Source organism: Rothia sp. HMSC072B03 (genome assembly GCF_001809565.1).
Classification (GTDB): Bacteria; Actinomycetota; Actinomycetes; order Actinomycetales; family Micrococcaceae; genus Rothia; species Rothia mucilaginosa_A.
In genome coordinates this window covers 183,350-210,206 of record NZ_KV797969.1, presented here as the reverse complement: position 1 = coordinate 210,206, position 26,857 = coordinate 183,350, and the positions used below count along the sequence as shown (strand labels likewise).

23 protein-coding genes and 1 pseudogene are annotated in these 26,857 nt (G+C 63.4%); 6 read left to right on the top strand and 18 right to left on the bottom strand.

The genetic code is table 11. The annotated features are described in order from the left end of the window. Position 1: 1 nt before the first annotated feature. Positions 2–550, top strand: a complete 549-nt coding sequence (locus HMPREF2630_RS04275; protein WP_070483554.1) for a pyrimidine dimer DNA glycosylase/endonuclease V — start codon at positions 2–4, stop codon at positions 548–550. 261 nt (positions 551–811) lie between these two features. Here the strand turns inward: HMPREF2630_RS04275 and HMPREF2630_RS09460 are convergent. From HMPREF2630_RS09460 to HMPREF2630_RS04240, 7 genes and pseudogenes are all read right to left on the bottom strand, one after another. After that, positions 812–898 (bottom strand): annotated as a pseudogene (locus HMPREF2630_RS09460) (luciferase); the annotation flags it as partial. Positions 899–937: 39 nt separating this feature from the next. After that, positions 938–1,582: a cation diffusion facilitator family transporter gene (locus HMPREF2630_RS04265; protein WP_049343203.1), complete on the bottom strand. Its 645-nt coding sequence runs from the start codon at positions 1,580–1,582 to the stop codon at positions 938–940. Next, the gene (locus HMPREF2630_RS04260) at positions 1,579–1,938 is read right to left on the bottom strand and encodes a Cd(II)/Pb(II)-sensing metalloregulatory transcriptional regulator CmtR (RefSeq protein ID WP_049331677.1); all 360 of its coding nucleotides are present in this window, start codon (positions 1,936–1,938) and stop codon (positions 1,579–1,581) included. Before HMPREF2630_RS04260 ends, HMPREF2630_RS04265 begins: the two co-directional genes overlap by 4 nt. A gap of 795 nt (positions 1,939–2,733) precedes the next feature. Further along, positions 2,734–3,687: a hypothetical protein gene (locus tag HMPREF2630_RS04255; protein ID WP_049343202.1), complete on the bottom strand. Its 954-nt coding sequence runs from the start codon at positions 3,685–3,687 to the stop codon at positions 2,734–2,736. Between the two features lie 870 nt (positions 3,688–4,557). Beyond that, positions 4,558–5,661, bottom strand: a complete 1,104-nt coding sequence (locus tag HMPREF2630_RS04250; RefSeq protein ID WP_083298882.1) for an LLM class flavin-dependent oxidoreductase — start codon at positions 5,659–5,661, stop codon at positions 4,558–4,560. A 336-nt stretch (positions 5,662–5,997) separates the two neighbouring features. Then, complete coding sequence (locus HMPREF2630_RS04245; RefSeq protein ID WP_070483550.1) at positions 5,998–6,495, bottom strand: GyrI-like domain-containing protein; 498 nt, start codon at positions 6,493–6,495, stop codon at positions 5,998–6,000. Next, a complete protein-coding gene (locus HMPREF2630_RS04240; protein ID WP_070483548.1) occupies positions 6,495–7,406 on the bottom strand; it encodes an oxygen-dependent tRNA uridine(34) hydroxylase TrhO in 912 nt (303 codons plus the stop codon). Before HMPREF2630_RS04240 ends, HMPREF2630_RS04245 begins: the two co-directional genes overlap by 1 nt. Positions 7,407–7,573: 167 nt before the next feature. On the opposite strand from HMPREF2630_RS04240, the gene HMPREF2630_RS04235 reads away from it, so the two are divergent. Continuing rightward, on the top strand, positions 7,574–10,321 hold the full coding sequence (locus tag HMPREF2630_RS04235) for a DEAD/DEAH box helicase (RefSeq protein WP_083298881.1): 2,748 nt from the start codon (positions 7,574–7,576) through the stop codon (positions 10,319–10,321). A gap of 29 nt (positions 10,322–10,350) precedes the next feature. On the opposite strand, the gene HMPREF2630_RS04230 is transcribed toward HMPREF2630_RS04235, so the two are convergent. The 5 genes from HMPREF2630_RS04230 to HMPREF2630_RS04210 form a co-directional block, all read right to left on the bottom strand. Then, the gene (locus tag HMPREF2630_RS04230; RefSeq protein WP_080975281.1) at positions 10,351–10,863 is read right to left on the bottom strand and encodes an Rv3654c family TadE-like protein; all 513 of its coding nucleotides are present in this window, start codon (positions 10,861–10,863) and stop codon (positions 10,351–10,353) included. Next, a complete protein-coding gene (locus tag HMPREF2630_RS04225; RefSeq protein ID WP_070483546.1) occupies positions 10,811–11,278 on the bottom strand; it encodes a TadE family type IV pilus minor pilin in 468 nt (155 codons plus the stop codon). Before HMPREF2630_RS04225 ends, HMPREF2630_RS04230 begins: the two co-directional genes overlap by 53 nt. 79 nt (positions 11,279–11,357) lie before the next feature. Beyond that, positions 11,358–12,047, bottom strand: coding sequence for a DUF4244 domain-containing protein (locus HMPREF2630_RS08915; RefSeq protein ID WP_083298880.1), 690 nt, complete (start codon positions 12,045–12,047; stop codon positions 11,358–11,360). Between the two features lie 87 nt (positions 12,048–12,134). After that, on the bottom strand, positions 12,135–13,343 hold the full coding sequence (locus tag HMPREF2630_RS08910; protein ID WP_083298879.1) for a type II secretion system F family protein: 1,209 nt from the start codon (positions 13,341–13,343) through the stop codon (positions 12,135–12,137). Further along, entirely contained in the window at positions 13,340–14,323 is a 984-nt protein-coding gene (locus tag HMPREF2630_RS04210; protein ID WP_246822753.1) for a TadA family conjugal transfer-associated ATPase, read from the bottom strand. The genes HMPREF2630_RS08910 and HMPREF2630_RS04210 overlap by 4 nt, the downstream gene beginning before the upstream one ends. Before the next feature lie 1,038 nt (positions 14,324–15,361). Between HMPREF2630_RS04210 and HMPREF2630_RS04205 the strand changes: the two genes are divergently transcribed. Next, the gene (locus HMPREF2630_RS04205) at positions 15,362–17,392 is read left to right on the top strand and encodes a bifunctional 3'-5' exonuclease/DNA polymerase (protein ID WP_070483542.1); all 2,031 of its coding nucleotides are present in this window, start codon (positions 15,362–15,364) and stop codon (positions 17,390–17,392) included. Between the two features lie 85 nt (positions 17,393–17,477). Here HMPREF2630_RS04205 and HMPREF2630_RS04200 read toward each other — a convergent pair whose 3' ends face one another. Together HMPREF2630_RS04200 and nth are read right to left on the bottom strand one after the other, a co-directional pair. Further along, positions 17,478–18,233 (bottom strand): NUDIX hydrolase, encoded by a 756-nt coding sequence (locus HMPREF2630_RS04200; RefSeq protein ID WP_070483540.1) that lies wholly within the window; start codon positions 18,231–18,233, stop codon positions 17,478–17,480. Positions 18,234–18,343: 110 nt separating this feature from the next. Then, entirely contained in the window at positions 18,344–19,270 is a 927-nt protein-coding gene (gene nth, locus HMPREF2630_RS04195) for an endonuclease III (RefSeq protein WP_070483538.1), read from the bottom strand. A 140-nt stretch (positions 19,271–19,410) separates the two neighbouring features. On the opposite strand from nth, the gene aroQ reads away from it, so the two are divergent. Further along, the gene (aroQ, locus tag HMPREF2630_RS04190; protein WP_049343193.1) at positions 19,411–19,851 is read left to right on the top strand and encodes a type II 3-dehydroquinate dehydratase; all 441 of its coding nucleotides are present in this window, start codon (positions 19,411–19,413) and stop codon (positions 19,849–19,851) included. Between the two features lie 146 nt (positions 19,852–19,997). On the opposite strand, the gene HMPREF2630_RS04185 is transcribed toward aroQ, so the two are convergent. Next, entirely contained in the window at positions 19,998–21,173 is a 1,176-nt protein-coding gene (locus HMPREF2630_RS04185) for a MarP family serine protease (RefSeq protein WP_070483536.1), read from the bottom strand. Between the two features lie 327 nt (positions 21,174–21,500). On the opposite strand from HMPREF2630_RS04185, the gene HMPREF2630_RS04180 reads away from it, so the two are divergent. Further along, positions 21,501–22,178, top strand: coding sequence for a Crp/Fnr family transcriptional regulator (locus HMPREF2630_RS04180; protein WP_005504653.1), 678 nt, complete (start codon positions 21,501–21,503; stop codon positions 22,176–22,178). Positions 22,179–22,411: 233 nt separating this feature from the next. On the opposite strand, the gene HMPREF2630_RS04175 is transcribed toward HMPREF2630_RS04180, so the two are convergent. The 3 genes from HMPREF2630_RS04175 to HMPREF2630_RS04165 all read right to left on the bottom strand — a co-directional run bounded on the left by HMPREF2630_RS04175 (position 22,412) and on the right by HMPREF2630_RS04165 (position 24,504). Beyond that, a complete protein-coding gene (locus HMPREF2630_RS04175) occupies positions 22,412–23,608 on the bottom strand; it encodes an NUDIX hydrolase (protein WP_070483534.1) in 1,197 nt (398 codons plus the stop codon). Further along, positions 23,601–24,083, bottom strand: a complete 483-nt coding sequence (locus HMPREF2630_RS04170) for a RidA family protein (RefSeq protein WP_049343191.1) — start codon at positions 24,081–24,083, stop codon at positions 23,601–23,603. Before HMPREF2630_RS04170 ends, HMPREF2630_RS04175 begins: the two co-directional genes overlap by 8 nt. A 217-nt stretch (positions 24,084–24,300) precedes the next feature. After that, positions 24,301–24,504, bottom strand: coding sequence for a hypothetical protein (locus HMPREF2630_RS04165; RefSeq protein WP_049331637.1), 204 nt, complete (start codon positions 24,502–24,504; stop codon positions 24,301–24,303). A 188-nt stretch (positions 24,505–24,692) separates the two neighbouring features. Here HMPREF2630_RS04165 and HMPREF2630_RS04160 point away from each other — a divergent pair, with 188 nt between their 5' ends. Then, the gene (locus HMPREF2630_RS04160; RefSeq protein WP_049343190.1) at positions 24,693–26,849 is read left to right on the top strand and encodes a transglycosylase domain-containing protein; all 2,157 of its coding nucleotides are present in this window, start codon (positions 24,693–24,695) and stop codon (positions 26,847–26,849) included. The last annotated feature ends 8 nt before the right edge of the window (positions 26,850–26,857 follow it).

Sequence of the window (26,857 nt, the reverse complement as noted above, 5' to 3'; positions counted from 1 at the left end):
CGTGCGCATTTGGTCCCTGCACCCCTCCTTGCTTGACCGCCGTGCCCTGGTCGCTTGCTGGCGTGAAACTCTGCTGGCGCAGAAGGTTCTGCGGGGTCTGACTCGCGGGTACACGAACCATCCGCAGCTGATTCGTTTTCGCGCGCATCCGCAGCCGCTGGAGGCGGTTGCCGCCTACCTGCGCGGGTTGGCGGATGAGGCGGATGCCCGCGGCTACTCGTTCAACCGTGCACTGATTGGTGCGGGCGAACACGATGCGGGCAAAAATAGCACAAACGAAAATAGCACAGGTAAAAACGGCACAGGTAAAAACTGCGCCGACAAGGCAGGAAACCCGTATCCTTCGGTCGCGCATATTCCCGTTCCTTTGGGTCAGCTGGAGTACGAGCTCGCCTTTCTGCAGCACAAGGTGGCCGGGCGTGACCCCGAGTGGGAGCATCGGTTGAGCGAGCGACTGGCGGCACGCGGCGAGCTGGCGGCGTGTGCGCATCCGCTCTTTGAGGTGGTTCCGGGCGCTATTGAGCCTTGGGAAAAGACGAAAGACTTTTAGACAGAAGGATTTCTAAGAACGTGAGCATAGTAATGCCCCGGCAGAACCCTTGCGGGTGCCTGCCGGGGCATCGCTGTATGTGTGGCTCAAGCTGTATGGGAACAAACATCTCAGCGCGTTACAGAGCGCTGGAAACAGCTTGGCACGGGGTCTTTACCCCAGGACCTTTACCCCAGGACCTTCACCTCAGGGCCTTTACTTGGTGGTCAGCGCGGGCTTAATTTCCTTCACGATTGTCTCAAGCATCTTCAGGTTGAAGTCCACGCCCAGCTGCAGTCGACCCGCCGCAATGAGATCGGCCATGGCGGCAAGTTCAGCCATGTAGAGCGGGTTTTCGTAGCGCATGTCTGGGTTGCAAGCACTGGCTCTTCAACGTCGGGTGACGGGTCAGTCGTCTTCGAGGTCCTCTAGCACTTCGAACGGCGACTCGACGTCGCCGCGCCAGGCCTCCAGGCCTTCGCGCACCGCGAGCACCGCCACGACCAGCGCCGCGACCGAGTCAGCCCACCACCAGCCGAACAGGCTGTCGAGGACGAGGCCGATGAACACTGCACCGGAGAGGTAGATGCACAGGATGAGCTGCTTGGCGTCGGCCATCACGCTCTTGGAGCCCAGCTCCCGCCCGGTGCGGACCTCAATCCACGCCAGCAGAGGCATGACGACCAGGCTCAGCGCGGTGATACCGAGACCCAGCGGGCTGCGGTCGGGGCCCTCCTGGCCGACCAGGGCCAGCACCGCGTCGATCGAGACGTAGGCCGCCAGCGCGAAGAACGCGATGCCGATGGCCTTGACGGTGACCGTTTCCCACCGCTCAGGGTCCTTGCGGGTGAACTGCCAGGTGACGGCCGCGGCCGAGAGTACCTCGACAACCGAGTCGAGCCCGAAGCCAATGAGCGCCGCGGACGAGGCGAGGACGCCTGCCCAGACTGCGACGATTGCCTCGATTACGTTGTACGTGATCGTGAAGCCGACGATGAAGCGGACGCGCCGGTGCAGCATCGCGCGGCGCGCGGTGGTCAGGATCTCGCTCATGCTCCCGCCGCCGTTCCACAGCAGCCCGACACCGAGCATGCCGGGTCGATGCACGGCGCGGCCTCGTCCACCGCGAGCGTGACGTCGATCAGGGACGTCAGTGCCGCGGCGAGGTGCGGGTCGGCGATCTCGTAGCGCGTCTGGCGGCCCTCGGGCTCGGCGACGACGATTCCGCAATCGCGCAGGCAGGTCAGGTGGTTGGACACGTTCGAGCGGGTCAGCTCCAGCTCGCGCGAGAGCACGGCTGGATAGCTCGGGCCGCCGAGGAGGGTCATCAGAATCCGGGAACGTGTCGGGTCGGCCATGGCGCGGCCGAGCCGGTTCATGACGTCGAGGTGTGAAGCAATAGTCAGCATACGATGACTATACAGTGATAACTGACCAATTGTCCACTTGTGCGGGCTGCTGCACGTGCTCCGCGCCCTTGCCCTCGGGAGGCGGCAGAGTTCGCGCTCATCAGCGACCATCGCCCATCACGGAAGCGACGGCGGCACGCTGGCGGCACGCGGCGAGCTGGCGGCGTGTGCGCATCCGCTCTTTGAGGTGGTTCCGGGCGCTATTGAGCCTTGGGAAAAGACGAAGGACTTTTAGACAGAGGGATTTCTAGGCAGAGGGATTCTAGAACTTCTGCATCTGAAAACACTTGCGAGAGCTTTTAAAGCGCGGTAAAGCCCCGCTCCCAAGCTATGGGGGGGGCGAGGCTTTACCGATGTGACTGAGGGCTGTCTTCTACACCGGGTATCTACCGGGTAGCGCCGTGGTACGTCACGTATGACACAGGTTTTTACCCCGGTCCCTATCGGCTGAGTGTGAAGGTGACAGGGCTTGAAAACCATTACGTTTGCGCATGATCTGACAGATTCTGAAGGTGCGTGATGAGCCCGGAGCGAGGTTTATTCTTCCTCTAGCTTCCGCACCCCCATTTTTCCATTTCATTCAGGGTGTCAACATTCGGGGCACCAAACACCGTCTGCCTGCTCTGATATGCTCCGTGCGGTCACTCTCATCCACAGGGTGCAACTTCTACAGGAGCGGTGCATATACCGTCGTCCGCGTAGCGCTTGATGTACCATCTGCGCCGAACATCGGCGCCAATATATTCCCTGTTTTCTTCCTCTCAACTGCCTAATGTAGAAGACTTATCCCTGGGATTAGCAGCTACGAATAGTAGCGGTGGTCTGCAGCTCGTTATTCAGCTGAACGTTCGGCACCTCAGCACCCGAGTAGGTGATGGTAGCCGATTCCACCTGCGAGGTCAGGGAGAAGCTCTTAAAACCGTATGCCGGGTAAACTTCAATCACACCGGGCAGAATAACAACCTGACCGTAGTACTTAGAACCGGTCTGAGTCAGAGTGTAGTTGCTGCTAGTGGTGTAGGTAATCGTACCGGTAAAGGTTGCGGTGCCGTCGCCGTTATCCTTGATGGTCGGCACAGAAGCAGTCCACGTACCAGCCACGTTCGCGGTACCCAGGTACGGAGCGGTAGCATTCAAATCGCCCATGCGGCCGGTGAGAGTCTTAGTCCACTTCTGAGCGGATCGCTGAAGGGCAATATTGTTGAGAGTCCACTTCCAGTTGGAGGTAGTCGGGACGACCACGGTCACCAGGGTGCTGAAACGCGCACCCGCCTTCAGAACTGCCTTAGAACCAGAGACGTAACCGGTACCGGTCTTCACCGCAGTGGTGGGTACAGAGAACCAGAAGCCGGTCGAGCTAACATAACCACCGTTAGAACCGCTACCAGAGTTGGTCACAGGAGTGTAGCTACCCGCGCCAACCTTTGCCATACCATCGGTGAAGCAGCCTTCAGAAGTAACATTCATGGTCGGGGTATAGGTGCCACCGTTAGCCCAGTATGCCTGGGGGCTGGTGGGGCCATTAAAACCAGCGTCATCACTGTGGGTATAACCGACAAAACCACCGTTATAAGCGGTGGTCACGAAGAGACCGTATTCGCTACCGGCAGTATCACCGGTGCTGGCAGCATATGCCGGAACGACAGCGGATGCGGCGATAACGGGGGTTGCCCAGGCTGCACCGGCTGCCAACTGGCGGCGGCTCAAACCGGGCTGCTGAGCCTCGATGGAGGATTTTTCAGAAGTCATGAGGACTAGTCCTTATCTCGTATGTTGAGTGATAATTCACGATGCACTACCGAAGATGCTCTGAAAGGGTCGGTACAGGAAGAAGTATCCACCTGGAAGAACGCTCTTATCTCCGGGCTCTCCGGATGAGCACTCAATCTACCCTTTTCACGACGGTTCATCGTCGTTGGAAAATCCTGGGTGGCGTGTTAAGACTAGGCATATTCAAAAGATAATAAAAATGCATTGAGATGCATTAAATAAAATTTTTAAATAAATTGCTTTTATACGCTTTGAATTATTTATTTTCAGTGCGGAGAAATATGTGGCTTTAATATAGCCCGCAACAGGCAATGCCCCTTTTTCCGGGTATTCATTCTTATAGAAAGCCACAAAAAACCACACTCTTCACCCCCGAAGCCAACACTTACCTTCAGGCAGAAGAAGAGACTCGCCGCTATTATCGTGACGTATATCACCTTTGCCTACCCAACACAAATATTACTCGAAAGTGCCGCCCTGCACCGTCAAATCAACAAATTGGACGACTTTATGAAACGCAGGGAAAAACCCACTCCCCCTCCCTTGAAAGGTTCAGGACGCAAGGCAACAGACCTTCCACCTAGGATGTGCCTCGATAGGATGTGCCCCGACCCCACATATTCTCAACCCTCACATGCGGATTCAAATAGCCCGATAGCACACAGATCGCCCCGGAATCATAGCTCCGGGGGCGATCTTCATAATGAAAATTAGTTTAGGGAATAAAGTGCAAACTTACACGTGGACGATACACCCAGACAGCATGCTGTTTTTACACCGTTCTGCACCCTATTTATTTACCAATAAATATTTCTAAAATAACCAATAAATTCAATAATTTTATGATATTTACTTGGTGGTCAGCGCGGGCTTAATCTCCTTGACAATGGCATCCAGCATCTTCAGATTGAAGTCCACGCCCAGCTGGTTCGGTACGGTCAGCAGCACGGTGTCCGCTGCCTGAACCGCCTCGTCACGAGCGAGCTCCTCGGCAATCTCCGCCGGGTCACCAATGTAGCTACGGCCAAAGCGAGAGAAGCTGTTGTCGATAATGCCGGTGTAATCCTGTGAATCCTCCGCGGCGCGGCGACCGAAGTAGCGCGCCGAGGTCTCATCAACCACCGGCAGCACCGAGCGGGAGACCGAAACACGCGGAACACCCGAGTTACCCGCCTTCACCCACTCGGAGCGGAAGAGGCGAATCTGCTGCGCCTGCTGCTGGTCGAAGGGAATACCCTTATCTTCAAGCATCAGAGTCGAAGACATAAGGTTCAGGCCCTTCTGCGCGGTCCACACGGCGGTGCTATCGGTGCCCGCGCCCCACCAGATGCGGTCACGCAGGCCCGGCGACTGCGGCTGGACGGGGGCGTACTTGCCGGGAACGCGAGCGCTGGGTGCCATACCCTCACCCTCGATTGCCTTGAGGAAGATGTCGAGGTGACGGCGCGCCATGTCGCTCTCGTTTTCACCCTCTGCCGGGTAGTAGCCGAAGCTCTCAAAACCGCGAATCACGGATTCGGGCGAACCGCGGGAGACACCGAGCTGCAGTCGGCCCGCCGCGATGAGGTCAGCCATGGCGGCGAGTTCCGCCATGTAGAGCGGGTTTTCGTAGCGCATGTCAATCACGCCGGTGCCCAGCTCGATGCGTTCGGTCTTGGCGGCGATTGCGGAGAGCAGCGGGTAGGGGGTCGCCTGCTGCTGGTCAAAGTGGTGCACGCGGAAGAACGCGCCATCCAGTCCGATATCTTCGGCGCCTACCGCGAGGTCAATTGCCTGGAGCAGGGATTCTGCGGCCGAGGGTACACGGGAGCCGGGAACCTCAGCCCAGTGGCCGAAGGAGAGGAAGCTGAGCTTCTTTTCGGTGCCAGCCTTGGGTTCGAGGTGGCTGATGCGGATGGACTCGTCGAGCTGCGGATCGAACTGCGGGGTGCCGGGGTTGGTGGGGGTGCTCATTGTTTTTTCCTTTGCGGGTTGTGCCCGATTCTCTTGTAGTGCCGGGCTGGTATTTTAAATCTACCCCCAGATACTTTACATGTCAAGTATTTTATTATGAGCGGGGAAATTCGGGTCGGGCAAGAGGAACTCCCTCCCCCGCTTTCGCCGCACGCATCACCCGCACGCCCCACCCATACGGCGCACACATACCGCCACAAAATGCTGGCACAAAATATAGTCGAAAAGGGCACAAAAAAGCCCGGCGGCACGAACGCATCGCACCACCGGGCCTTTCTATTCAACAGCTAAAACTGCAACTAAAACGACAGAAACAAACTGCCGAGACAAACTACATTAGGAACGCTTCGCCAGCGGAACCCACAGTTCCATACGGTAATCAGCCGCCTGCATATCGCCGCGGCCGTAAACCTCCAGGCCACCAACCGGGCGGTACTGCGGGTTCTTCGCGAAGAACGCCTCCTCAAAGCTCGCAAAGCCAGCCGGAATGGACTCCGAAATCGAGCCGGTCACCTCGACCACCGCATAGGTGCTCGCAGGCAGCTCCAGCACGCCCAGGCCGAGCTTCACCGCGCTCGCCGGCTCCGACACCAGGAAGCCCGCCGTGTAGCGGACCTGACCCTTCGGGTTCGGCTGAGTGCACACGCCCAGGTACTGGGTCACATTCAGAACGTCCAGCATTGCCGGGGAGGCCTTCTGATTCAGCTCATCCCACAGCGGGGAGAAGTCCTCATCCAGGGAAAACACCCGCGAAACGCCGGCAACGACCATCGCCGGGTGTTCCTCAACGCGGGGCTCTGAAATCTGAACCGCGTTCTCCTTGGCGGAGGCCATTAGGCCCTCACCTCGGCGGCTTCGCGGTCCACCGAGCACTCGGGCACGCAGTGGCGCTTCGCATCATCAGCTGCGCACTCGGGGCAGAGCAGAACCAGCTCACGGCAGGAATCGTTGGAGCAGTTCTCGAACTTGTTCGAGGGGGCGCCGCACTGTTCGCACTTGCCGATGGTGACGGTGTCCGGGGTGAACTCCATGTGCATGCGCTTGTCGAAGACGTAGAGCGAGCCTTCCCACAGTTCCTTGTCGCCGTACTTCTCGCCGTAACGCACGATGCCGCCGTCGATCTGGTAGATTTCCTTGAAGCCGCGGTTCTTCATGAGCGCGGAGAGAATCTCGCAGCGGATCCCGCCGGTGCAGTAGGTGACGACCGGCTTGTCCTTGAGGTCGTCGTACTTGCCGGACTCAATCTCGCGGATGAAGTCGTGGGTGGTGCGCACGTCGGGGACAATGGCGTTCTTGAACTTGCCGATCTTCGCTTCGAAGGCATTACGGCCGTCGAAGAAGACCACCTCGTCGCCGCGCTCTTCAACGAGCTTGTTGACCTCTTCGGGCTTCAGGTGCACGCCGCCGCCAACGACGCCGTTCTCGTCCACCTGCAGCTCGTCGGGAGCGCCGAAAGCCACAATCTCGTCGCGAGCCTTCACGGACAGGCGGGGGAAATCCTCCGCACCACCCTCGGACCACTTGAACTCCATGTTCTTGAAGCCGGGGTACTTGCGGGTTTCCTTGGTGTACGCCTTGACCGCGTTAATCTCGCCGCCGAGGGTGCCGTTAATGCCGTGCTTGGAAATCAGGATGCGCCCGCGCAGGCCGAGCTTCTCGCAGAGGGCACGCTGCCAGAGCATGACCGCCTGCGGGTCGGCGATGGGGGCGAACTGGTAATACAGAATAATCTTATTTTGAGCCACGAAACTATTTTAACGTGCGATACCCCCAATACATACAGAATCCTTGATGCGTGCGAACCCTCGGCACAAAAATACGCCCGATACCCCGGAACGCCCCCGACTGAAGACGGATGGGCCCGTAACGAACGAGGGAGTTCGCGCGCGAGCCGAGACCTACAATTGAAGCCATGCCCCAGCACGCAGCTCATCACCCCGCAGACCCCCAATCCGCGACCGTAGACCGTTCGGGCCCACCGGCGGTACCCGGCGTGCCCCGCCGCCTCGGCGACCTTCCAAACGCCACTCAGCAGGCTCTGAGCGCCCTCCTCCCCGAGCTGTCGCCCGCCTCCACCCTGCCCGAGCAGATCACCCACGTGCACACCATCCCGGCCCGCGAGGCGGAGCACGCCCCCTGGCCGCAGTGGATGCATCCGCGCGTGGTGGAGGCCTTCGAATCTCTCGGCATTTCGGAGCCATACGCTCACCAGGTCGCCGCCGCGCAGGCGGCCCACGCCGGTCTTGACGCCGCCCTGGAGGCGAGCGCCGCCCGCTACGGCTGGCGGAGCGGGCACCCCACAGCTTCGCCCGGCGACCAGATGTCCGCGCCGGGTCGCGCGCACGCGGAGGGACCGGGTAGCGGCGGGCACGTTATCGTTGCCACGGGCACGGCATCGGGCAAGACCCTGAGCTACCTGATGCCCACGCTGGACGCCGTTTACCGAGCTTCGTGCGGCGAACCGGTGAGCTCAACTTCCGCGTATTCCGGGACTGAGAACCTCAATAATAGAGCGAATATTCTTTATATTTCTCCGGCGAAGGCACTCTCCGCAGACCAACTCACCGCCCTCACCTCCTACAATCTTCCCGGGCTTTACCCGGCCAGCTACGACGGGGACACCCCCACCGGCGAACGCCGCTGGATTCGCGAGCACGCCAACTTCATCCTCACCACCCCGGACATGCTCAACTACTCGATTCTGAGCAACCACCGGCAGTGGGCCTCCTTCCTGCGCGGGCTGCGCTACGTGGTGCTCGACGAGGCCCACAGCTATCGAGGGGTCTTCGGCGCGCACATCGCCAATCTGATGCGCCGCCTGCGGCGCGTCTGCGCCCTTTACCGCAGCGTGCCCGTGTTCTACGGCGCCTCGGCCACCAGCTCCAACCCGGTCGAGTCCTTCGCCAAGCTCATTGGCGTGCCGCAGCGGGCGGTCACCGCCATCACCGAATCCACGGCCGCCCGCGGCGAGACTGCCGTGGTGCTCTGGGAACCCGAGCTACTCCCGCCCGCAGCAACCGACCGCCTGGCCGCCGGTGCCCGCAGCACCCAGCAGGAGGCCCTCAAATCCGAAGCCGAACAGAACGCCCCGCGCCGCCTCTCCCCCATCGAGCAGGGTGCGCAGATGCTCACCGACCTGGTGCTATCGCGCACCCGCTCGCTGGTCTTTGCGGGCTCCCGTCGTAGCGTGGAGGTCCTCTCGCAGAAGACCCAACGCTACCTCGACGAAGTTGAGCCCGGCCTCGCCCACCGTGTCGCCGCGTACCGGGCAGGATACACCCCCGAAGAGCGCCGCGAACTCGAACGCAGGCTCCGCAACGGCGAGCTGCTGGGCCTGGCCAGCACCTCCGCGCTGGAGCTGGGTATCGACATTTCCGGGCTGGACGCGGTCATCGTGGCCGGCTGGCCCGGCACCCGCGCATCCTTTACCCAGCGCATCGGCAGAGCCGGACGAGGCGGCCAGGACGCGCTCGCCGTTCTCATCGCCGACGACAACCCGCTCGATACCTACCTGGTGCACCACCCGGAGGCGATTTTTGGGCAGGACGTTGAAGCCACCGTTTTCGACCCAACCAACCCCTATGTGCTCTCCCCTCAGCTCTGTGCGGCCGCCCAGGAGGCCCCCATCCGCGTTGAGGAGCTGAACCTTTTCGGCCCGCACACCGAGGCGCTCCTGGATCGCCTGGTGCAGCAGGGGTACCTGCGCCGCCGCGCCGACGGCTGGTACTGGACGCACGCCGAGTCTGCCGCCGACCTGGTCGACATCCGCGGAACCGGTGGTGGCCCCTACCAGCTCATCGACGGGCAGGAGGGTACGCTCGTCGGCACCATGGACGCCGCACACGCCATGAGTCAGGGGCACCCAGGAGCGGTATATATTCACCAGAACGTTCTCTACGTGGTCGAATCCCTCAGCGAGGACGAGCGCGTGATTCTGCTCAGCCGCGCCAACCCGGACTTCTACACGCGAGCTATCGAAACCACCGAGGTGCGAGTGCTCGCCGAGCGGGCGCGCGTACGCTTCGAGGAGGCCCGCAGCGTAGGCCCCGGCGAAAGTTCCGACACCGTCCTCACGATGCACCGCGGCCAGGTTCAGGTCACCAACCAGGTGACCGGCTACAAACGTTTCTCGGTCTACGGCGGTGAGCACCTGGGTAACGAGCCCATGCCCATGCCCCCGGAGGTGCTCATCACCGAAGCCGTCTGGTTCACGTTCGAGCCCAGCTACCTCTTCGGGGCCGGAGTGACCGAAGAGGACGGCCCGGGCACCCTGCATGCCGCCGAGCACGCCGCCATCGGCCTGCTGCCCCTCATCGCCACCAGCGATCGCTGGGATCTGGGAGGGCTCTCCACGCTCTACCACGTCGATACCGGCCAGCCCACGATCTTCGTTTACGATGCCGCGCCGGGCGGTGCGGGCATCAGCGAGCGCGGCTTCAACGCGGTTCGGCGGTGGCTGAGCGCCACCCTCGAGGCCATCGAAAGCTGCGGATGCGAGCAGGGGTGCCCCTCCTGCGTACACTCGCCCAAGTGCGGTAACCGCAACGAGCCCCTCAGCAAGGCCGGCGCGATGGCCCTGCTGAGGGCCATGCTGAAGAGCATCGACGGAAGCACCGATACGGAAGAGGGGGCGACTCCCGGGATAGTCGCCAGGGATTAGAAAGCCGTCGAGGGCTAGACTCCCGAAGCTCAGTCCGTCGGTGGCGCTTCCTCCGCGGGCATCTCCTCGGGAGGGTCCTCAACCTCGGGGACTTCCGGGGCGTGCTCCCCCAGCGGGTGCGCGGCTCCCGCCCGGGCTCGCGCTCTCGCCGGGCCCAGCACGCTCATCGGGCCGCTGACCGGCACTGCGACCGTCACCTCCACGGTTTCGGGTCGGTCCGGGAAGATGCACGCCTCCAGCCGGGCGCCGTTCTTGACGGCCCATTCCTTGGCCACCTCGCAGGGGTCTCCGGAGGCAAGACCCCTGTAGGCGTCCGCCGCGGCCAGGGCGCTGAGATCGGCTGCGGAGGAGGCCCGTCGGTTGGCGGAAACCGCCCCGATGAGTCCGGCCACAGTCACCGTCATAATCAGCAGAACGGCCACGATGCCCAACGCGAGAACTGTGCCGCTGCCCTCCTCCCGGGACCCCGCGGATACCGGGTCGCCCGCCCTAGCCGGGGTCGCCAGAGTCGGCGCTGTGCCCTCCCGGTTCTTCCGGTTCATCGATGCCTCCTTCCTGTCGGGCATGGGCCTCGGCTCGCAGGGTCCATCCCGTCGCGGAGCCGATAACGCCGGGAGCGGGACGGGTCACCACGACCTGCACCTGCGAGGCCTCACCAGGCTCCCAGTTCGCCGCGCTCACCTGCACGCTCTGCGCCGGGTCGATGCGTTCGACGACCGCACGAATCTCGGCTTCCGAGTCGCCCCGGGCGGCTGCACGGGCCGCCGCCCGGGCCGATTCTTCCAGCTTTACCTGGGCCACGCCGGTGGAGGCTGCCCCCAGGCAGAGGGCGAGCACCGCGGTCACGGCGGGCAGGGCCACCGCGAACTCGGCGGTTACGGCGCCCAGTTCCTCGGGCCGAGGGTTGCGCCTCCGAGACCTACCCACAATACGACCTAAAATGACACGAACGGTCATTCTTTATTCCTCCTTCCTGTGCTGATATTTCAGGTGTTTCTACCGGTCATAATTAGGCCTGGCCCAATATCTTATAGCCCTATAGCAGGCCCGTGTTTCCCGCAATCGAGAGGGCGTTACGCACGATGTCCAGGAGCATTGAACGCACCTCGTCCGATTTGAGGATGACCACCAGCAGCCCCGCGAAACCGACCGCCGCAAGCATGACGATTCCGTACTCCGCGGTGGATGCGCCCTCCTCCACGTCACCGGCGGGGGCGTAACGTTCGGCTTCGTGCGTTTCACGCTCCGCGGCGCCGAGAGCGGTGGAGAGCTCGAGCGGTTCGTCCCCGCATGAAGTCCCGTAACGCCCGGTCGGTTCAGCGGGCTCAGTCCCATCTCCCGCAGCGCGCGAGCTACGTTCTTCGCCTTCGTCAAGTGCGCAACCCAGCGCGCAGCAGGTGGGGCCACAAGAGTCTAGGGTGCATCCCTCGGCCAGGGCACGGGCAATATTCAGAACGCGTTCTTCGCTCTGAGCCAGCTCCTGCGGGAGCCCCATCGGGGCCTCGCTCGAGGCGCCGGGCAGGGTAATCTTGGTGGCCTTCGTATCGGGCAATTCATCCCCATCGAAGAGGTCCGCACATTCCTCGCGTAATTGTTTGAGGGTCGTGGCGATAGCAACCGAGAGCGGCACGGGCCCGAGGATAGTCTGGGCAGCCTCCGCCTCGTAGCGGTCGGCTTCGTTCTCTCCACGTCGTTCGGGGTAGGTGGGGGTCAGAATGTTCGTCATTGGTCTTCCTTTCTCAAGGTATTTGGGATTGCGCACCGAGCGGTTCGTTCAACTCGGCGCGAGAATGTGGGATCGTTCCCGCGGGGCCTACCCGGTGAGGGTCGGCAGGAGCGAAATGAGGATGGGCACGATGCCCAGGCAGATGAATGCCGGTAGGGAGCAGAGTCCGAGGGGCACGACCAGGGCAACCGAAAGTTTTCCGGCGGCCCGCTCCGCGGCGCGACGCTCACTCAGGCGTTGCGCGTCGGCGAGGGCCCTGAGCAGGGGCGCGCTCGGGCTACCGGCGGTGTAGGCCGGGGCGAGTGCGTCCCTCAGCGGACCCCAGCTTCCCGTGGCGGTTCCGGCCCAGGCCGCCTCCCAGGTGGCTCCCATCTGCAGTCGGCGGCATATCGCTCGCAGTTGCCCGCTGTTCAGGGCCTCGGCGAGAGCCGTCAGGGCCGAAAGTGGCGAGAGCCCGGCCCTCAGCTGCGCGCCGAGCAGCTCCAACATGAGAGCCGTGTCCGCTCCGGGTGAAGCGCAGGCTTCCGTGTGCCCCAAAGACGCGTGCCCCAAAGAGCCGAAGCGTCGGCCCTCACGACCGGTCGGTTCCCTCGCGAGATGCCCACCGAGTCGGACGGGCTGAGCGGTAGAAGAGCCTCTCCCCTCGCTTTCCTCCTCGGCCCGGTGCACCAGCCGGGCCGTCCACCCTCGCCCTATCAGGGCCAGCGCGAGTCCGAGCAAGCCCGCGAGGGCACCAGCCACCGAGCCGGTGAGCACACCCAGCGGGTCGCTGCCCATCAACATTCCCAGTCCCAGCCCGATGAGCGGTAGCCACGAGAGGATTCGACCGGTAGCTCGAGGCGCCGCCAGCGCGCTCTGCCGTCCCAGGAGTGCGTCGATACGTTCCTCGGCGTGCTCGGCGGCTCGCTCCAGACTGGTGGCCAGGGGCGCTCCGGCGTTTTCGCTCATGCGCAGGCTGAGGGACAGGTCGCGCAGGCGTTCTCGGCTGTGAGGTCTCAGGCTGCGTTCATCCTCGTCAAGAACCTGTTCGCAAGCCAGATGCGGCGATAGCCCCCAGGCCGCGGCAGTCTCCAGAGCCCGGATAAACCGGCGAATATCTTCACCGATCCGTGGGTGCTCTTCGGGGTACGAGAGGGATTGCACCGCCTCGTGCAGACTCATCCCCGACCGCAGGTTGAGGGCCAGGGAACGCAACACGAGTGGCCACACGCGCATCTCTTCGGCATCCGCTACGCCGGGGCGGCGATTCTTCCAGCGCTCCCGCAGGTTCAGCGATGCGGTTCGTGCGGCTCTCATGTTCTCCCCCTTTCCCGGACGCCTCCGGCTGACTCCGACGGGGCTACCCCTCGACCGGGCTCCGGATTAATGGGAATCCTCCGCACCCGCAACCGCTCTTCGGGCCCCTCAACGTGCAGGCTATACACGCCCTCAATGCGGCGGCGGCCGCCCTGCTGCTCGAGGTGAATAATGCGCTCAAAAGCCGTCACCGTATGCAGAGCAACCGTTCTATAATCCAGGCCCGCGAGCGCGCCCAGGGCAATCAGTCGGCGAGGCACCGCCTCGGCGCTATTGGCGTGCAACGTGGTCCCGGCACCGCGGTGACCGGTGTTCATGGCGGTCAGCAGGTGCACCACCTCCGCCCCGCGGCACTCCCCCACAACCAGGCGGTCCGGGCCCATGCGCAGGGCTTGCACGATGAGTTCGCCCAGGCCGATAGCGCCCGCCCCCTCTGAATTCGCGGCTCGGGTTCTAAGGGCAACGACCTGCTCGTGTTCGGGGGCGAGCTCCGGGGTGTCCTCCAGAATGACGATGCGCTCGGCCGGTTCACACAGCCCCAGCAGGGCGTTGAGGAGCGTCGTCTTACCGGTTCCCGTACCGCCGCTAATGACGAATCCACGGCGCTCGGCCACCATGCGACGCAGGTAGTCGGCGGTTGCGGCATCGCACAATCCGACGCTGACGAGGCGGTTTAGGCCAGGGCGTTCCCTTGCCGGCAATCGGATGGACAGGCGGGTGCGCTCGCTCAGGGGCGGAATGACGGCGTGGATGCGTCGACCCACCTCATCGCTGACGTCGGCAGCCGGGTGCGCGGTATCCAGTTGCCCACCGCGGCGGCGAATAAGGCGCTCGGCCAGGGCACGCACTCGCTGCTCGTTGCCGAGGCTCAGGGCGACGGGGCGAACCTCACCACCGATGCCCGCCCAAATATCGCAGGGTGAGTTCACGTAGATATCGGTGATGGCGGCGCCGAGTTTTTCCCCCGCTTCGAGGAGCAAATCGAGCGCGCCAAACCCGTAGAGCTCAGACCCCAGGTAGCGCAGAGCCAGTTCTCGGTCGACGGGTACGTGTTCGACGCTGGGGTAGCTCCACGGGGCGGTCCCCCGTCCGGCAGCGCGCGGACCTGCGAGATGTGCAGTAAAAACGCCCGGTAGCTTCCCCGGCTTTCTCCGTAGGGATAGGGTACCCGAGAGGACCCGGGGCATAAAGCGAGACAGGAGCCCGGGGGCTACCCGGGGCGACCCCGGGAGCGTACCGGGCGGCGGGGCTCCGTCTATCTCGGCGATAACCTCCTCCACGACCCCCTCGAGGAGAGGACGCAACGGCGACTCGAAGAAGGGCTGTGCTGATGAGGGCCCGTTAAAGGCCGCGGCTCCGTCGAGCGCGAGGGAGCTGAATTCCGGGGAACGCAGGATGCGCTCCCTCGCCTGTACGGCCACGGCGCGGGCCCGGTAGTCTTCGGGCACCATCAGCGCGGAAACACTCGCCCCGGCAGACACCCCGCTAGGCATAGGCACCCCGTGAGGCGCCCCAGCTGGCGGTGTGGGGGCAAGGCCCTGTTCCGACTCCCGCGGAGGAATCTGCGCCCTCACGCGCGGCGAGTCAGCGAGTAGGGTGCGCTGCGGGTTCTGTAGCTGGTCGGTATTCTTCATGGGTTCATCACACCACGTGAGGAAAACCCCCAAATATAGAACAATCGTTCTGTGGATAATTCCGGCTTAAACCCCGAAAAATCCGTTATCCACAGGGCGTTTTCGCCTCGTTTTGGCCGCTCAGCCTCCGTTCCGACGGCTTTATGACGAAACGCGAAAACCGCACAGCCCCAAAGTCGTCCGCCCCAAAACTCGCTTACTCCAAAACTCACCCGCTTCAAGACCCGCCCCCGCTTCGCACAGCACCCCTGTCTCACACGGCATCCCGGCCTCGCACAGCGCCCCCAGCCTCGCACAACCCCTTCAGCCGCTCAGCCGCTCCTACTATCCACAGGCTCGACGCCCCGTCACGGCCCGCACCCGGTCGTCACCGATAATGGAACTATGTACATCCTCCTCAGCCCCGCCACCGGTGCGGACATCACGGCCCGCACCGGCACCGCGAATCAGCCCGTCACCGCCCGCATTGCGGCGGGCGTGCCCGCGCGCGGACGGGCGGAGAGCCCGGTGACGTCATGGGGAGCTTTCCACTACGAAGACCCCACCGCCGAGCAGCTGGCCGACCCTTCCTTCATTCCGCAGATTCTGCGCGCAGACCGGGTCAGCGCCGCGAACCTGGCGGCCTACGTGCGCGAGGTTGAGCGGAGGGCCGAGCGGTCCTCGGACCGCCGACCCCCGCGCTGGATCTGGGCCGATACCCGCCACATCGCACCCCTGCTATTGCGGCGCGGGGTGCGCGTGCACCAGTGCTACGATCTGCGGCTCGTGCAGCGTATTCTGCGGACCGCAGCCACGCATCCCAGCCGCTTTGTCAGCTACGAAACCGAGCTGGACCTCTCGGAACTCGCCGAGGCTCTAGAGCCCCAGGGATACCTGCCAGTGGCCCGCCAAATTCAGGGGCAGGAGGAACTATTCGGCGCGGATTTCCTGAGCGGTGCCGCTCAGAAGAACGCCGGTTCAGCCGGTGCTTCCGCAAAGAATCCCGCGCAGGCCTCGGGGACCCACGATCTTCTTGAGCCGGCGCCTCACGAGCCTTTCGAGGCACAGCTTTCGGCCGGGCCCGTCCGTCTTTTGCCGGAACACCCCGTCGTGCGCGCCCTCATGGGCGAATGGCTGGCCCAGGCGCGGGCCATCAGCTCCTCGAAGCATCCCGAACGTCTGCGATTGCTGGCGGCGGCCGAATCGGCGGGCGCCCTCGTCGCTGCCGAAATCGGGTACTACGGCATCCCCTTTAACGTGAGGGCTCACCACGAACACCTGCAGGAACTACTGGGCCCCCGGCCCGAGCCCGGCCAACGCCCACAAAAGATGCAGGAGCTGGTCAAAGAGATCCAGCGCATGCTGTTCATGCCCACGCTTAACCCCGACTCACCGCAGGAGCTTCTACACGCCCTGCAGTCGGCGGGTGCCTCGGTGACGTCGACCCGGTCCTGGGAGCTCAAGAGCTGGGCGAAGGCCGTGCCCTCGCAGCGGCAGAAGCGGCAGGCCCTCATTGAACCGATTCTGCGCTACAAGAAGCTGTACCGTATCTGGACCGCCAACGGCTGGGCGTGGTCCGACACCTGGGTTTCTGAGGGCGCTTTCCGCCCGCACCTTGAGGTGGGCGGGGCCGCGACCGGGCGCTGGGGCGCTTCGGGCGGCGGCGCCCTGCAGCTTCCCGCCGAGATTCGGCAGGCAATTCAGGCCCCCGAGGGGCAGATTCTGACGGTGACGGACGGCTCGCAGATTGAGCCGCGCATCCTGGCGGCCCTCAGCCGGGATGAGGCGCTCGCAGCGGCCGGACGAGGCGCTGACCTGTACGCCGGCATCGCCGAGTTGGCGCGTCTCAAGGGCGTGGGTCTGACGGAGCGCGCCCACGCCAAGGTGGGCATGCTCGCCATCATGTACGGCGGACGCAGCGGCGAGATTGGGGCGCTTCTTCCGCACGTTGCGGCCCTCTTCCCGCAGGCCATGGAGTTCACGGAGCGGGCGGCGCGCATCGGTGAGGCGGGCGGTCAGGTGACGACTTTTCTGGGGCGCACTTCACCGCCGGTGAGCGATCGTTTTCGCGAGATTGTGGCGGATCGTTCCTCACCGGCGGCCGAATCGCGTGCGGTGTCGACCGCGCGTGCTCACGGCCGCATGACCCGCAACTTTATTGTTCAGGGAACCGCCGCGGAGTGGGCGCTGTGCTGGATGGGTTCGGTGCGCACCCGCCTGCTGACGGAGACGATTTTCGGCATGCCCATGCGCACCCGCATCGTCTATTTTCTGCACGATGAGCTGCTGCTGTGCGGTCCGGAGCTGGAGGCCGAGCGCGTGGCTCGCATCGTGCGCGAGTGTGCGGCGGAGGCAGCGCGTCTGCTTTTCGGCAGGGTCCCGGTGGATTTTCCCGTCTCGGTGCACCACGTACACGATTACTCCGAAGGTAAATAACCCGCGGCGGGCTGTGCGGGCCGCCGTGGGGTGGGGCCGCGTTCGTTTCCACCGGCTGGCCGGCACGCCATACGACCGGCGGGTTCTAGGGCTCGTACCCGGGTGCTGGACGTAGATCGTTGCGGTTCCAGGGCACGGTCCAGCCAAGCGAGTCGAAGATGCGGTCCAGCAAAATCGCGGTGAATCCCCACACCGTGAACTCCTCACCGCCGGGCATGCGCACATCGAAGGCGGGGGTGCGGTGCGAGGTGCGGCCGCGTTTGATGTAGGCGGTGTGCCGGTTGGCGGGGTTCAGCAGGTCGCGCACGGGCACGCGGGCGATGAGCGCGGACTCGTTGCGGTCGACCACGCTGACGGGCACGGGGCTGTTCCACCAACCGATGACGGGGGTGACCATGAAGTCGCTGATGGGAAGCGGCAGGGTGCGTAGCTGGCCGAGGACCTGCACGCCGGCGGGGTCCAGGCCGGTCTCCTCCACGGCCTCGCGCAGTGCGGCGATGTGTGCGACCGGTTCGCCCGTGGACTCGGCGAGCGTGTAGTCTTCGGGGTCGATTTTCCCGCCGGGGAAGGCGGGCTGACCGGCGTGCGCGCGAAGTGTTGCGGCGCGCACGAGCAGAAGCACGTCCAGGTCGGCACCCACGTTCTCGGGGCATCCTTCGAATTCGCCGGTGGAGGGCGAGTCATCGAGAACGCCGAAGAGAATCAGCACGGCGGCCTCCTTGCTCAGGGGGCTGGCGGGGGCGCTGCGTAGCAGGGCGTCCACGTCAAATTCGACCCCGCCGCTGGCGAGGGCCTCGAGAAGGTCACGGGCAGGGTGCTCGGTTCCGCTGGTCACGGTCATAGTTGGTTGCTCTCCGCATCGTATGCAGGCGTGGGGTTGTGCTCGTCCATGGCTCGCGCTATCCGGGCGGGCCGTCTACGGCGATTTCACCAGTGTACGGCAGGGGCCGGCTAGGCGCTGAGCGGGTACCCCTCGGCCTGTAGCTGGCGGCGGGTTGCGCCCTGCAGAAAGCGAAGGTGCAGGTCCTCGCGGCCGGGGGCCATTTCGTATTTCATGAGCTTGCGGGCCTTCTGCTCGTTGGTCTCGCCGATGCCGTAAGAGGGGCAGAGATCTGCAACCGGGCATACGCCGCAGGCGGGCTTCTTGGCGTGGCAGATGCGGCGGCCGTGGTAGACCATGCGGTGCGAGAAGATGGTCCAGTCCTTGCGTTCGATGAGCTCTGCAACGTCTTTTTCGACCGCTTCGGGGGCCTCGGCGGTGGTGAATCCCATGCGGCGGGCCAGGCGGCCAAAGTGCGTGTCGACGGTCAGTCCGGGCACGCCGAAGGCGTTGCCGAGCACCACATTTGCGGTTTTGCGGCCGACTCCGGCGAGCTTGACGAGCTCCTCGAGGGTGGAGGGCACCTGCCCGCCGTGCTCCTCGACGAGCTGGCGCGAGAGGTTCACGATGGAGCGTGCCTTGGCGCGGTAGAAGCCGAGGGACTGGATGTAGGGCTCGACCTCCTCGTAGCGTGCGGAGGCGAGCGCGGTGGCATCCGGGTAGCGGGCGAAGAGCGCACCGGTCACGGAGTTGACGCGCACGTCGGTGGTCTGCGCCGAGAGCACGGTGGCGATGAGTAGCTCGAAGGGGGTGTCGAAGTCGAGTTCGGCGACCGCGTAGGGGTAGGTTTCGCCCAGGATACGGTTGATTTTGCGGGCGCGGCGCACCGTGGAGAGGTGGCTTTCGGGTGCGCGGGCCTTGAGCCGGCGTGCGGCCGCGGCGGCTTTGAACTCTGGGACGACGCGAATCTGCAGGAGTGATTCGGTGTTGTCTGCCGCAGTGTCTTGGGCCGAGGTGTTCTGTGCGGCCGTTGCGGGGTGGGTGGCGTTCTCGGTCATAGCGTGAGGGTACCGGGCTTTGGGGTGCGGACGGTAGCGAGGTTCACCGTAGTTGGCCTCCGTCTTCTATACCGCGTCATTTTCTGGGCAGTTCGCGTTGGCTCGTACTGTGCGGGTGCCTGCTGTGCCACACTGGTTCTATGTCAGATACGATTTTTGTGCTTAACGGCCCGAACTTGAACCTGCTCGGGCAGCGCCGCCCCGAGGTGTACGGCTACACGACCCTGCACGATATTGAGCGTTCAGTGCGTGAGCGTGCCGCCGCCCACGGTTTCGACGTTGAATTCATGCAGTCCAACCACGAGGGTGTTCTGGTGGACGAGATTCAGCGTGCCCGCACGCGCGGGGCCGCCATCATTATCAATCCGGCGGCGTACACGCATACCTCCGTGGCGCTTCACGACGCTCTGGAGGCGGCGGAGCTTCCGGTGGTTGAGGTGCACCTGTCGAACGTTCACCGCCGTGAGGAGTTCCGTCACCGTTCCTTCGTATCCCCGCAGGCCACCGCGGTGATTGCCGGTGCCGGCGCTTACGGTTACGTCATGGCGGTAGATTTCCTGGCGCAGCATTTGGCGGAATAGCCCAGTGCAGCATCTGGCGGAATAGCAGCGCAGCATCTCGCTGAGTAACTTGCCCTCCCCCTTTCGTTAAATAGTTCAGGCTCCCGTTCCTCGTGCGAGGGCGGGAGCCTGATCTGTTGTGCCGCTGTTCCGCGGCTCGATACTAGCTACTTACGGCAGGATCCAGTGGAGACGGCGGCGGTGTTGTTACCGCCCTCGGCCAGGGCCTGCTTGAGGGTGGTCGCGGTGATGGCGTAGCCGGTCTGGCCGGTGGTTGCCTTACCGAAAATCACGCCAACCACGTTGCCGTTCTCGTCGAGGACGGGACCACCGGAGTTGCCGTGCTGAACGTCGGCTGCCAGCTGATAGACCTGGCGCATGGCGTTGGCTCGGCCGGTGTCGGCGTCGATGGTCTGGGTGTTGCCGATGCCCTGCACGGTGGCGGGCAGCGCCTTGAACGGGCCGCCCTTGGGGTAGCCCATGAAGGTCACGAGGCTACCCGCGGAGGCGTTCTTACCGATGGTAAGCGGCTTCAGGGGAAGCTTCGGCACGCTGATGAACGCGAGGTCCTGTTCGGTGTCCATGTAGACCACGGTGCCGGGCCAGGTGCGTCCGCGGGAGTCCTGCACGACCGGGGAGCTCACGCCGGCGACCACGTGGGCGTTGGTGACGACCAGGCCGGTGTCGGCCACGAAGCCGGATCCGGTGGAGGTGTAGCCGCACTGCTCTGCGGCTCCCAGGATCTCCACGACGGAGGCGCTGGCGGCGTCAAGCGCATCGGACTCAACGCTCTCGGTCGGGGCGGATGCTTCGGGGGCGATGAGCTCGCTGACCTCGGGAATGGAGGTGGAGGCGAGCACGTTGTTACGGACCGAGTCAATCTGGTCCTTAAGGGCGTCGGGGGTGCTGGCGACCATCCAGGTCAGGGTCTTGGACTGGCTGAGCGCAGTGTTCAGCTGCGGGATGGGCACGGTGCGCATCGAGATGGTCAGCACGACCAGCACGAGGGCGCAGGCGGCGAGGTTGAGCACGCCACCGAAGAATCGTTCGATGCCCTTCAGCGGGGTAACGTCGGTGACCTTCCGGATGGTACGTCCGGCGACGATGCCCAGCCACTGCCCGATGGTCAGGCAGAGGATAAGCACGCCAACCGCGGTGATGAGGCTCCACTGGGTCCCGACGGAGGCGACGGCCAGGGGCACGAGCCAGGCAGCGGCGCAAACGCCCAGGCCGAGGCCGAGGAAGGTGCCGAGGGTCGTGAAGAAGCCGCTACGGATTCCGGCGAGGAAGTAGAGCAGTAGAAGAATGGGGATGACGATATCAAGGGGGTTAATGTCAGCCATTTTGACGGGGCCTCCTTGGGGGTGGGTAGAAATGATCAGGGATGCACCCACGATATGCGGCCCGTCGGTGGGCACACCCAATGGACCGATAGTAGACCCATAAGCTGTGCTAAACCTTAGAATTTACCGGGAATGAAAAACTTTTGTTGTAAAGCTCCGGATTCTGAGTGCTTAAACCAAAATTTTAGGGTACGCTCTTATCAGTTGAATATGTCACACCCGCTTGAGCCGTCTCACACTCCAGTTGTGAGATACTTTACATAGGTTCAGGCTCACTCACTGAACATCACGGGCTTCGGCTCTTCACCTCATATCTAGGAGAACTTCATGGATCTCGAGATCCTCCGTCGCACCCCTCTTTTTGCGAACCTTGACGACGCAGCATTTGCCCTGCTGACCGATGACATTCAGGAGATTGACCTCTCCCGTAACGCCGTCCTCTTCTACGAGGGTGACCAGGACGATCAGCTCTTTGCCGTGCTCTCCGGCAAGGTGAAGCTGGGTCGCACCGCCGCCGATGGCCGCGAGAACATGGTCGCCATCATGGGCCCCGGCGATGTGTTCGGCGAGATGGCTCTCTTCGATCCTTCGCCCCGTTCGACCAACGCGGTGGCTGTTTCCGAGACCCGCCTGGCAGCTATTAAGCACGAGTCCTTCAAACGTGCCCAGCAGCTCGACCCCTCGATTTCCGACCAGGTTATCAAGACCCTGGCTCGTCGCCTGCGCCACGCTAACGAGGCCCTGGCTGATCTGGTCTTCTCCGATGTTCCCGGCCGCCTGGCCAAGGCTCTGCTGGATTTGGCCGACCGCTTCGGCCGCCCCGCAACCGACGGTGTGCTCGTTGCACACGAGCTGACCCAGGAAGAGCTGGCACAGCTGGTTGGCGCATCCCGCGAGACCGTGAACAAGGCTCTGGCCGAGTTTGTTTCCCGCGGCTGGATTCGTCTGGAAGCACGCGCCGTGGTCATCCTCGACCTGCCCCGCCTGCGCCAGCGTTCCCGCTAGGCGGTAGCGGCATAACCGCTATCATTCTCCGACCTTGCGGTCTTTCGTCCCGGCTCTGCCAGGCAGGATGAGTGCCGCAACGTTACGCTTTACGTACGGCAGGAGCCGCCTCCTTTGCATGGGGAGGCGGCTCCTGCCGTTAATTTATGCGTCGAGCGGTGCGGCCGAGGCGACCTGGGCCTCGGTAACGGTCGGTCTGAGAGTGTGCATGCCCAGCGTGCGCAGGCCCGAGGCTATGCGACGCGTCCGTCCAGCTCGCTTCCGGTCTGGGGCACCGCGCCCAGGCCTCCGGTGAAGACCGGCCCGGTCGGAGCGGGAGGCTCCACCTCGGTGAAGGAGAGCATGCAAGCGCCGTTATGGCTCACGAGCACGGCCTTGCGCACCTCGATGCGGCGGCGCTTCGACAGCCACGCCACCGAGGTTTGGGCCCTCGCGAGGGATTCCAGCATGCACATGACGCCGGGGGTCACGAGCTCTTCCAGGCGGCGACCCACAGTATTGGGCTGGCCGATGCGGTCGCCCAGCTCGCTCGTGTCGCGCGCTTCCAGAAGCTCACGCACGTTCAGCCAATCACCCCACACGCCCTTGCCGAGCAGCAGCTTCGGGTCCTGCCCCACCGGCAGGGCGGTGGTGAAGTAGGCGATGTCGTAGCGTTTGAGGAAGAAGTCCGGGGACTGCCAACGCGCCACGGGGCGCAGCAGGTCAGCGCGAATACTGAGCCCGCTCGAAGACAGGAAGTGTGCGAAGCTCTTGTCCTGATCGGCCACTGCCTCGCGCCAGGTCATCAGCTCGGGGGTGCTGGAGCGTTCCACGACGTCCTGTTCATCCTCGCCGGCCAGCAGAATACCCGTCTCCTCGAAGGATTCGCGCACGGCGGCCATGACGCTGCGGCGCGCTTTCGTCACGTCGGAGTAGTGAAATTGCTTCTGCCAGTATTCGGCGCCGGGGCCCACCCAGGAGGCGGATTCGTCGTCACCGGGGAGCGCGGTACCGCCGGGGAAGGCCACCACGCCCAGCGGCGAAGTGCCCGGGCGGTAGGTCAAGATGGTCTCCAAACCGTTGTCGCCGTCGCGCACGAAGATGACGGAGGCCGCCTGGCGCATCGTGCAACCGGGGGTTCCCTCGTTACCCTCTTCGCACCAGCTTTCCGCGGCGGCTCGCATGAACTCCGGGATTACGTAGAGGCGCTGAATGGCCTCGGTGCGGGGTGCGGGCGAGGAGTTGCGGCCCGTGAACATGCGGGGATGTTCGGGCTCGGCAGATACCTCCGCGGTGCCGAATCGGCGCTCCTGCACGGGCAGGGGCAGCGTCTTCACGTCGTGGGCGCCGCCGGGAGTCTCAACCTGGCGACCTTCCTGGGAGGCGCGCTGCGCCTGGGCCGCGCGGATAGCCGACAGCGGCAGCGCGCCGGTGTACAGCTGATTAGACATATTCAACAATAATCTCGACCTCGACGGGCGAATCCAGGGGCAGCACGGGCACGCCCACGGCGGAACGGGCGTGCTGGCCAGCCTCGCCGAAAATCTCGCCGAGCAGCTCGGAGGCACCGTTGATTACGGCCGGCTGAGCGGTGAAGTTCACCTCGGAGGCCACGAAGCCCACAACCTTTACGACGCGCTGAACGCGGTCCAGGTCACCAATCACGGACTTAACGGTGGCCAGGGCGTTCAGCACGCTGATGCCCGCGTACTTCTTCGCATCCTCAGGGTTCACGAAGCCCTCTTCACCGGAGCCGGAGACCTTACCGGTGGCGGGCAGAACGCCGTCGACGAAGGGCAGTTGGCCGGAGGTGTACACGTAGGAGCCGGAGGTCACCGCGGGAACGTAGGCGGCGACGGGGGCGGGTGCGACGGGCAGCTCGTAGCCGAGTTCGCGGATGCGGGCTTCGATGCGAGATTCAGTCATGATTACTCCAGAAGGATTGCGGGTGTTCACACCCGGACGGTGATGAGATGTGTGCGTTGCGTGCCGTTATACAGTTCTTTCCACGGGTCCGCGGTGTACCCTTCACTTTTCGAAGGGTTAAACGGCTAACCGGCGGCCCGCCTCAGCTATTCCCAATTGCAGCCACGTTTTCGGCGCGGAGCGAAGATAGCTGGGGGAGCCGCCGGAGGGGCGACGTTTAGTCGGCCTTCTCGCGCTTAAAGTAGGCGATGGGGTTACCCTGAGTGGGCGCGACCATGTTCGATGCGGGGGCTGCGCCGGCGGGTGCGGAGGCACCGGGGAGCACGGTGACGAGCTCCCAGCCGTCCTCGCCCCAGTTATCGAGGATTGCCTTGGTCGTGTGGATCATCAGCGGTACAGTTGCGTATTCCCATTTCTTCATACCCTCTAGCCTAGCTTTCGGGGCCCTACTTGTAAAAGGGATTGTCACATTGTGTTTTTCACGTGCTGCGCCTCCCTTTCCGCGTCTCCGGCGGCTATCTAGCGGTCGGAAAACCCGAGTGAGCGCCTCAACCGAGGTTCTCTCCAGAGAGGGCTTCCTCTCACAGCTTCATGGGTTAAACTGAATGAATGGCTTCATCTAAGAAAACCCGTGCGCGTCGCCGCCCGGGAGATTTTTTGCAGTTCCTCGCGTTCAGCGTGATTGCCGGTTTCCTCGCGGCAATCATTGTCGTGCCTCCGGCCGTGAGTGCCGGCATGGTCGCGAACGCATCGATGTCATGGTTCCAGGACCTCCCCGAAGATATTGCGGAAGGTCCCTTCTCGCGTCCCTCGACGATTTACGCTGCGGACGGCACCACCGAAATCGCGACCTTCTTCGACGAGAACCGCGACCCGGTCAAGCTGGACCAGATTTCTCAGCACATGAAGGACGCCATCGTTTCGGTTGAGGACCGCGACTTCTACAAGCACGGTGCGGTCTCCGCGATCGGTATTGGCCGTGCGTTCCTCAACAACATCGTTAACTCCAATAGCGGCCGCCGCCAGGGTGCTTCCACCCTGACCCAGCAGTACGTCAACAACCTGATCGTGGACGCCGCGGTGTCCCGCGGTGAGGACGCTACCGCGACCCTCAACGGTAACAAGACGTACGCTGCAAAGATTCGCGAGATGAAGCTTGCGATTTCGATGGAGCAGAACAAGTCCAAGGATGAAATCCTTGAGGGCTACCTGAACATCGTGAACCTGGGTGGTTCCAACTACGGTGTCGAAGCTGCCGCACAGTACTACTGGGGCATCTCCGCTAAGGACCTGAACGTGGCCCAGTCCGCTCTGATCGCGGGCCTGGTGCAGGCACCGAACGTGTACGACCCAACCGTGAACCCCGAGCTGGCCCGCGAGCGCCGCGACGTGGTGCTTGGCACCATGCTGCGCGACGGCAAGATTTCCGATAAGGAATACAGCGAGGCTATCGCCAGCGATATTAAGCTCGACGTCCACCCCAAGTCGCAGGGTTGCTCCCTGAGCGGCGATAAGGCCTTCTTCTGCCGCTACGTGGTGAACTACCTGCTGCAGGACGAAAGCTTGGGCGCTACCGCCGAGCTGCGCAACACCGCGATTAAGCGCGGCGGTCTGAAGATTGTGACCACCCTGAACCCCGAGGCTCAGACCGTGGCCAAGCAGGCTGTGGACTCCACCCAGCCGGCCGCCACCAACTGGAACGACGTGAACTCCGCGCTGACCAGTGTCGAGCCGGGTACCGGTCGCGTGATTGCCATGGCTCAGAACACCGAGCTCGGTACCCCCGCCGACGCGAACGACCACTCCAAGACCGAGTACAACTACAACGTTGACGCGGCCTACGGCGGTACCAGCGGCTTCCAGCCCGGTTCGACCTTCAAGCCGATTATTCTGGCTCAGTGGCTGATTTCCGGCCGCGGTGCTAACGGTACCGTGAACGGTACCCAGCTGTTCTGGCCCACCAGCTTCGGCTGGAACGCCCGTTGCTACGACGGCGGCAAGTACTACTACACCGGCCAGGCAAACGGCTGGTCCTACAAGAACGCGTTCAACGGTGGCCTAGGCTACAACACCGCGGCGTACGGTATCCGCCAGTCGCTGAACTCGTACCTGTACGGCATGCTCTCCCAGCTGGACCTGTGCGATGTGCACGACCTGTCCATCAAGATGCACGCGCTGGACGGTACCGGCGAGCCGCTGCACAGCATCCCCGACCTGGGTACCAACATTGGTGGTACCAAGTACGGTATCTCCCCGCTGACCAGCGCTTCGATGTACGCTATCTTCGCTTCTGAGGGTAAGTACTGCACCCCGCGCCCCGTTGATAAGATCCTAAAGAACAACGGCGACACCATGAAGGAATACCAGAATCAGTGCGAGCAGGTTCTGGACCCGGATATCGCAAACGGTGTCAGCTGGGTTCTGAAGGGCGTTATCCAGCCTGGCGGTTCTGCTTCTCAGCGCGGCATCGGCCTGCCGAACGGTTCGGCTGCAAAGACCGGTACGAACGATAACTCCTCGCAGACCTGGCAGGTGGGTTACACCCGCGGCCTGGCCACCGCATCGTGGGTTGGTTCGAACAACCTCGGTTTCCGCTCTCTGAACGGTGTGGGCATTAACGGTCGCGTGCTGAACTACGTGGATGGTGCAACCTACGCTGGTGCCCAGTGGCAGACCTTTATGAAGGCCATCGCCCCGAAGTACGATACGAAGGACTTCACCATCCCCAGCGATAAGGTTCTGTCTTATAACTCCAACCCCAGCTAAGGCTGAGG

Excerpts from the sequence above, each read along its gene's own strand:
- HMPREF2630_RS04265 (WP_049343203.1), bottom strand. The coding sequence starts at position 1,582 with ATGAGCGAGATCCTGACCACCGCGCGCCGCGCGATGCTGCACCGGCGC.
- HMPREF2630_RS04260 (WP_049331677.1), bottom strand. The coding sequence starts at position 1,938 with ATGCTGACTATTGCTTCACACCTCGACGTCATGAACCGGCTCGGCCGC.
- HMPREF2630_RS04255 (WP_049343202.1), bottom strand. The coding sequence starts at position 3,687 with ATGACTTCTGAAAAATCCTCCATCGAGGCTCAGCAGCCCGGTTTGAGC.
- HMPREF2630_RS04250 (WP_083298882.1), bottom strand. The coding sequence starts at position 5,661 with ATGAGCACCCCCACCAACCCCGGCACCCCGCAGTTCGATCCGCAGCTC.
- HMPREF2630_RS04245 (WP_070483550.1), bottom strand. The coding sequence starts at position 6,495 with ATGGCCTCCGCCAAGGAGAACGCGGTTCAGATTTCAGAGCCCCGCGTT.
- HMPREF2630_RS04235 (WP_083298881.1), top strand. The coding sequence starts at position 7,574 with ATGCCCCAGCACGCAGCTCATCACCCCGCAGACCCCCAATCCGCGACC.
- HMPREF2630_RS04230 (WP_080975281.1), bottom strand. The coding sequence starts at position 10,863 with ATGAACCGGAAGAACCGGGAGGGCACAGCGCCGACTCTGGCGACCCCG.
- HMPREF2630_RS04225 (WP_070483546.1), bottom strand. The coding sequence starts at position 11,278 with ATGACCGTTCGTGTCATTTTAGGTCGTATTGTGGGTAGGTCTCGGAGG.
- HMPREF2630_RS08915 (WP_083298880.1), bottom strand. The coding sequence starts at position 12,047 with ATGACGAACATTCTGACCCCCACCTACCCCGAACGACGTGGAGAGAAC.
- HMPREF2630_RS08910 (WP_083298879.1), bottom strand. The coding sequence starts at position 13,343 with ATGAGAGCCGCACGAACCGCATCGCTGAACCTGCGGGAGCGCTGGAAG.
- HMPREF2630_RS04205 (WP_070483542.1), top strand. The coding sequence starts at position 15,362 with ATGTACATCCTCCTCAGCCCCGCCACCGGTGCGGACATCACGGCCCGC.
- HMPREF2630_RS04200 (WP_070483540.1), bottom strand. The coding sequence starts at position 18,233 with ATGACCGTGACCAGCGGAACCGAGCACCCTGCCCGTGACCTTCTCGAG.
- nth (WP_070483538.1), bottom strand. The coding sequence starts at position 19,270 with ATGACCGAGAACGCCACCCACCCCGCAACGGCCGCACAGAACACCTCG.
- aroQ (WP_049343193.1), top strand. The coding sequence starts at position 19,411 with ATGTCAGATACGATTTTTGTGCTTAACGGCCCGAACTTGAACCTGCTC.
- HMPREF2630_RS04185 (WP_070483536.1), bottom strand. The coding sequence starts at position 21,173 with ATGGCTGACATTAACCCCCTTGATATCGTCATCCCCATTCTTCTACTG.
- HMPREF2630_RS04180 (WP_005504653.1), top strand. The coding sequence starts at position 21,501 with ATGGATCTCGAGATCCTCCGTCGCACCCCTCTTTTTGCGAACCTTGAC.
- HMPREF2630_RS04175 (WP_070483534.1), bottom strand. The coding sequence starts at position 23,608 with ATGTCTAATCAGCTGTACACCGGCGCGCTGCCGCTGTCGGCTATCCGC.
- HMPREF2630_RS04170 (WP_049343191.1), bottom strand. The coding sequence starts at position 24,083 with ATGACTGAATCTCGCATCGAAGCCCGCATCCGCGAACTCGGCTACGAG.
- HMPREF2630_RS04165 (WP_049331637.1), bottom strand. The coding sequence starts at position 24,504 with ATGAAGAAATGGGAATACGCAACTGTACCGCTGATGATCCACACGACC.
- HMPREF2630_RS04160 (WP_049343190.1), top strand. The coding sequence starts at position 24,693 with ATGGCTTCATCTAAGAAAACCCGTGCGCGTCGCCGCCCGGGAGATTTT.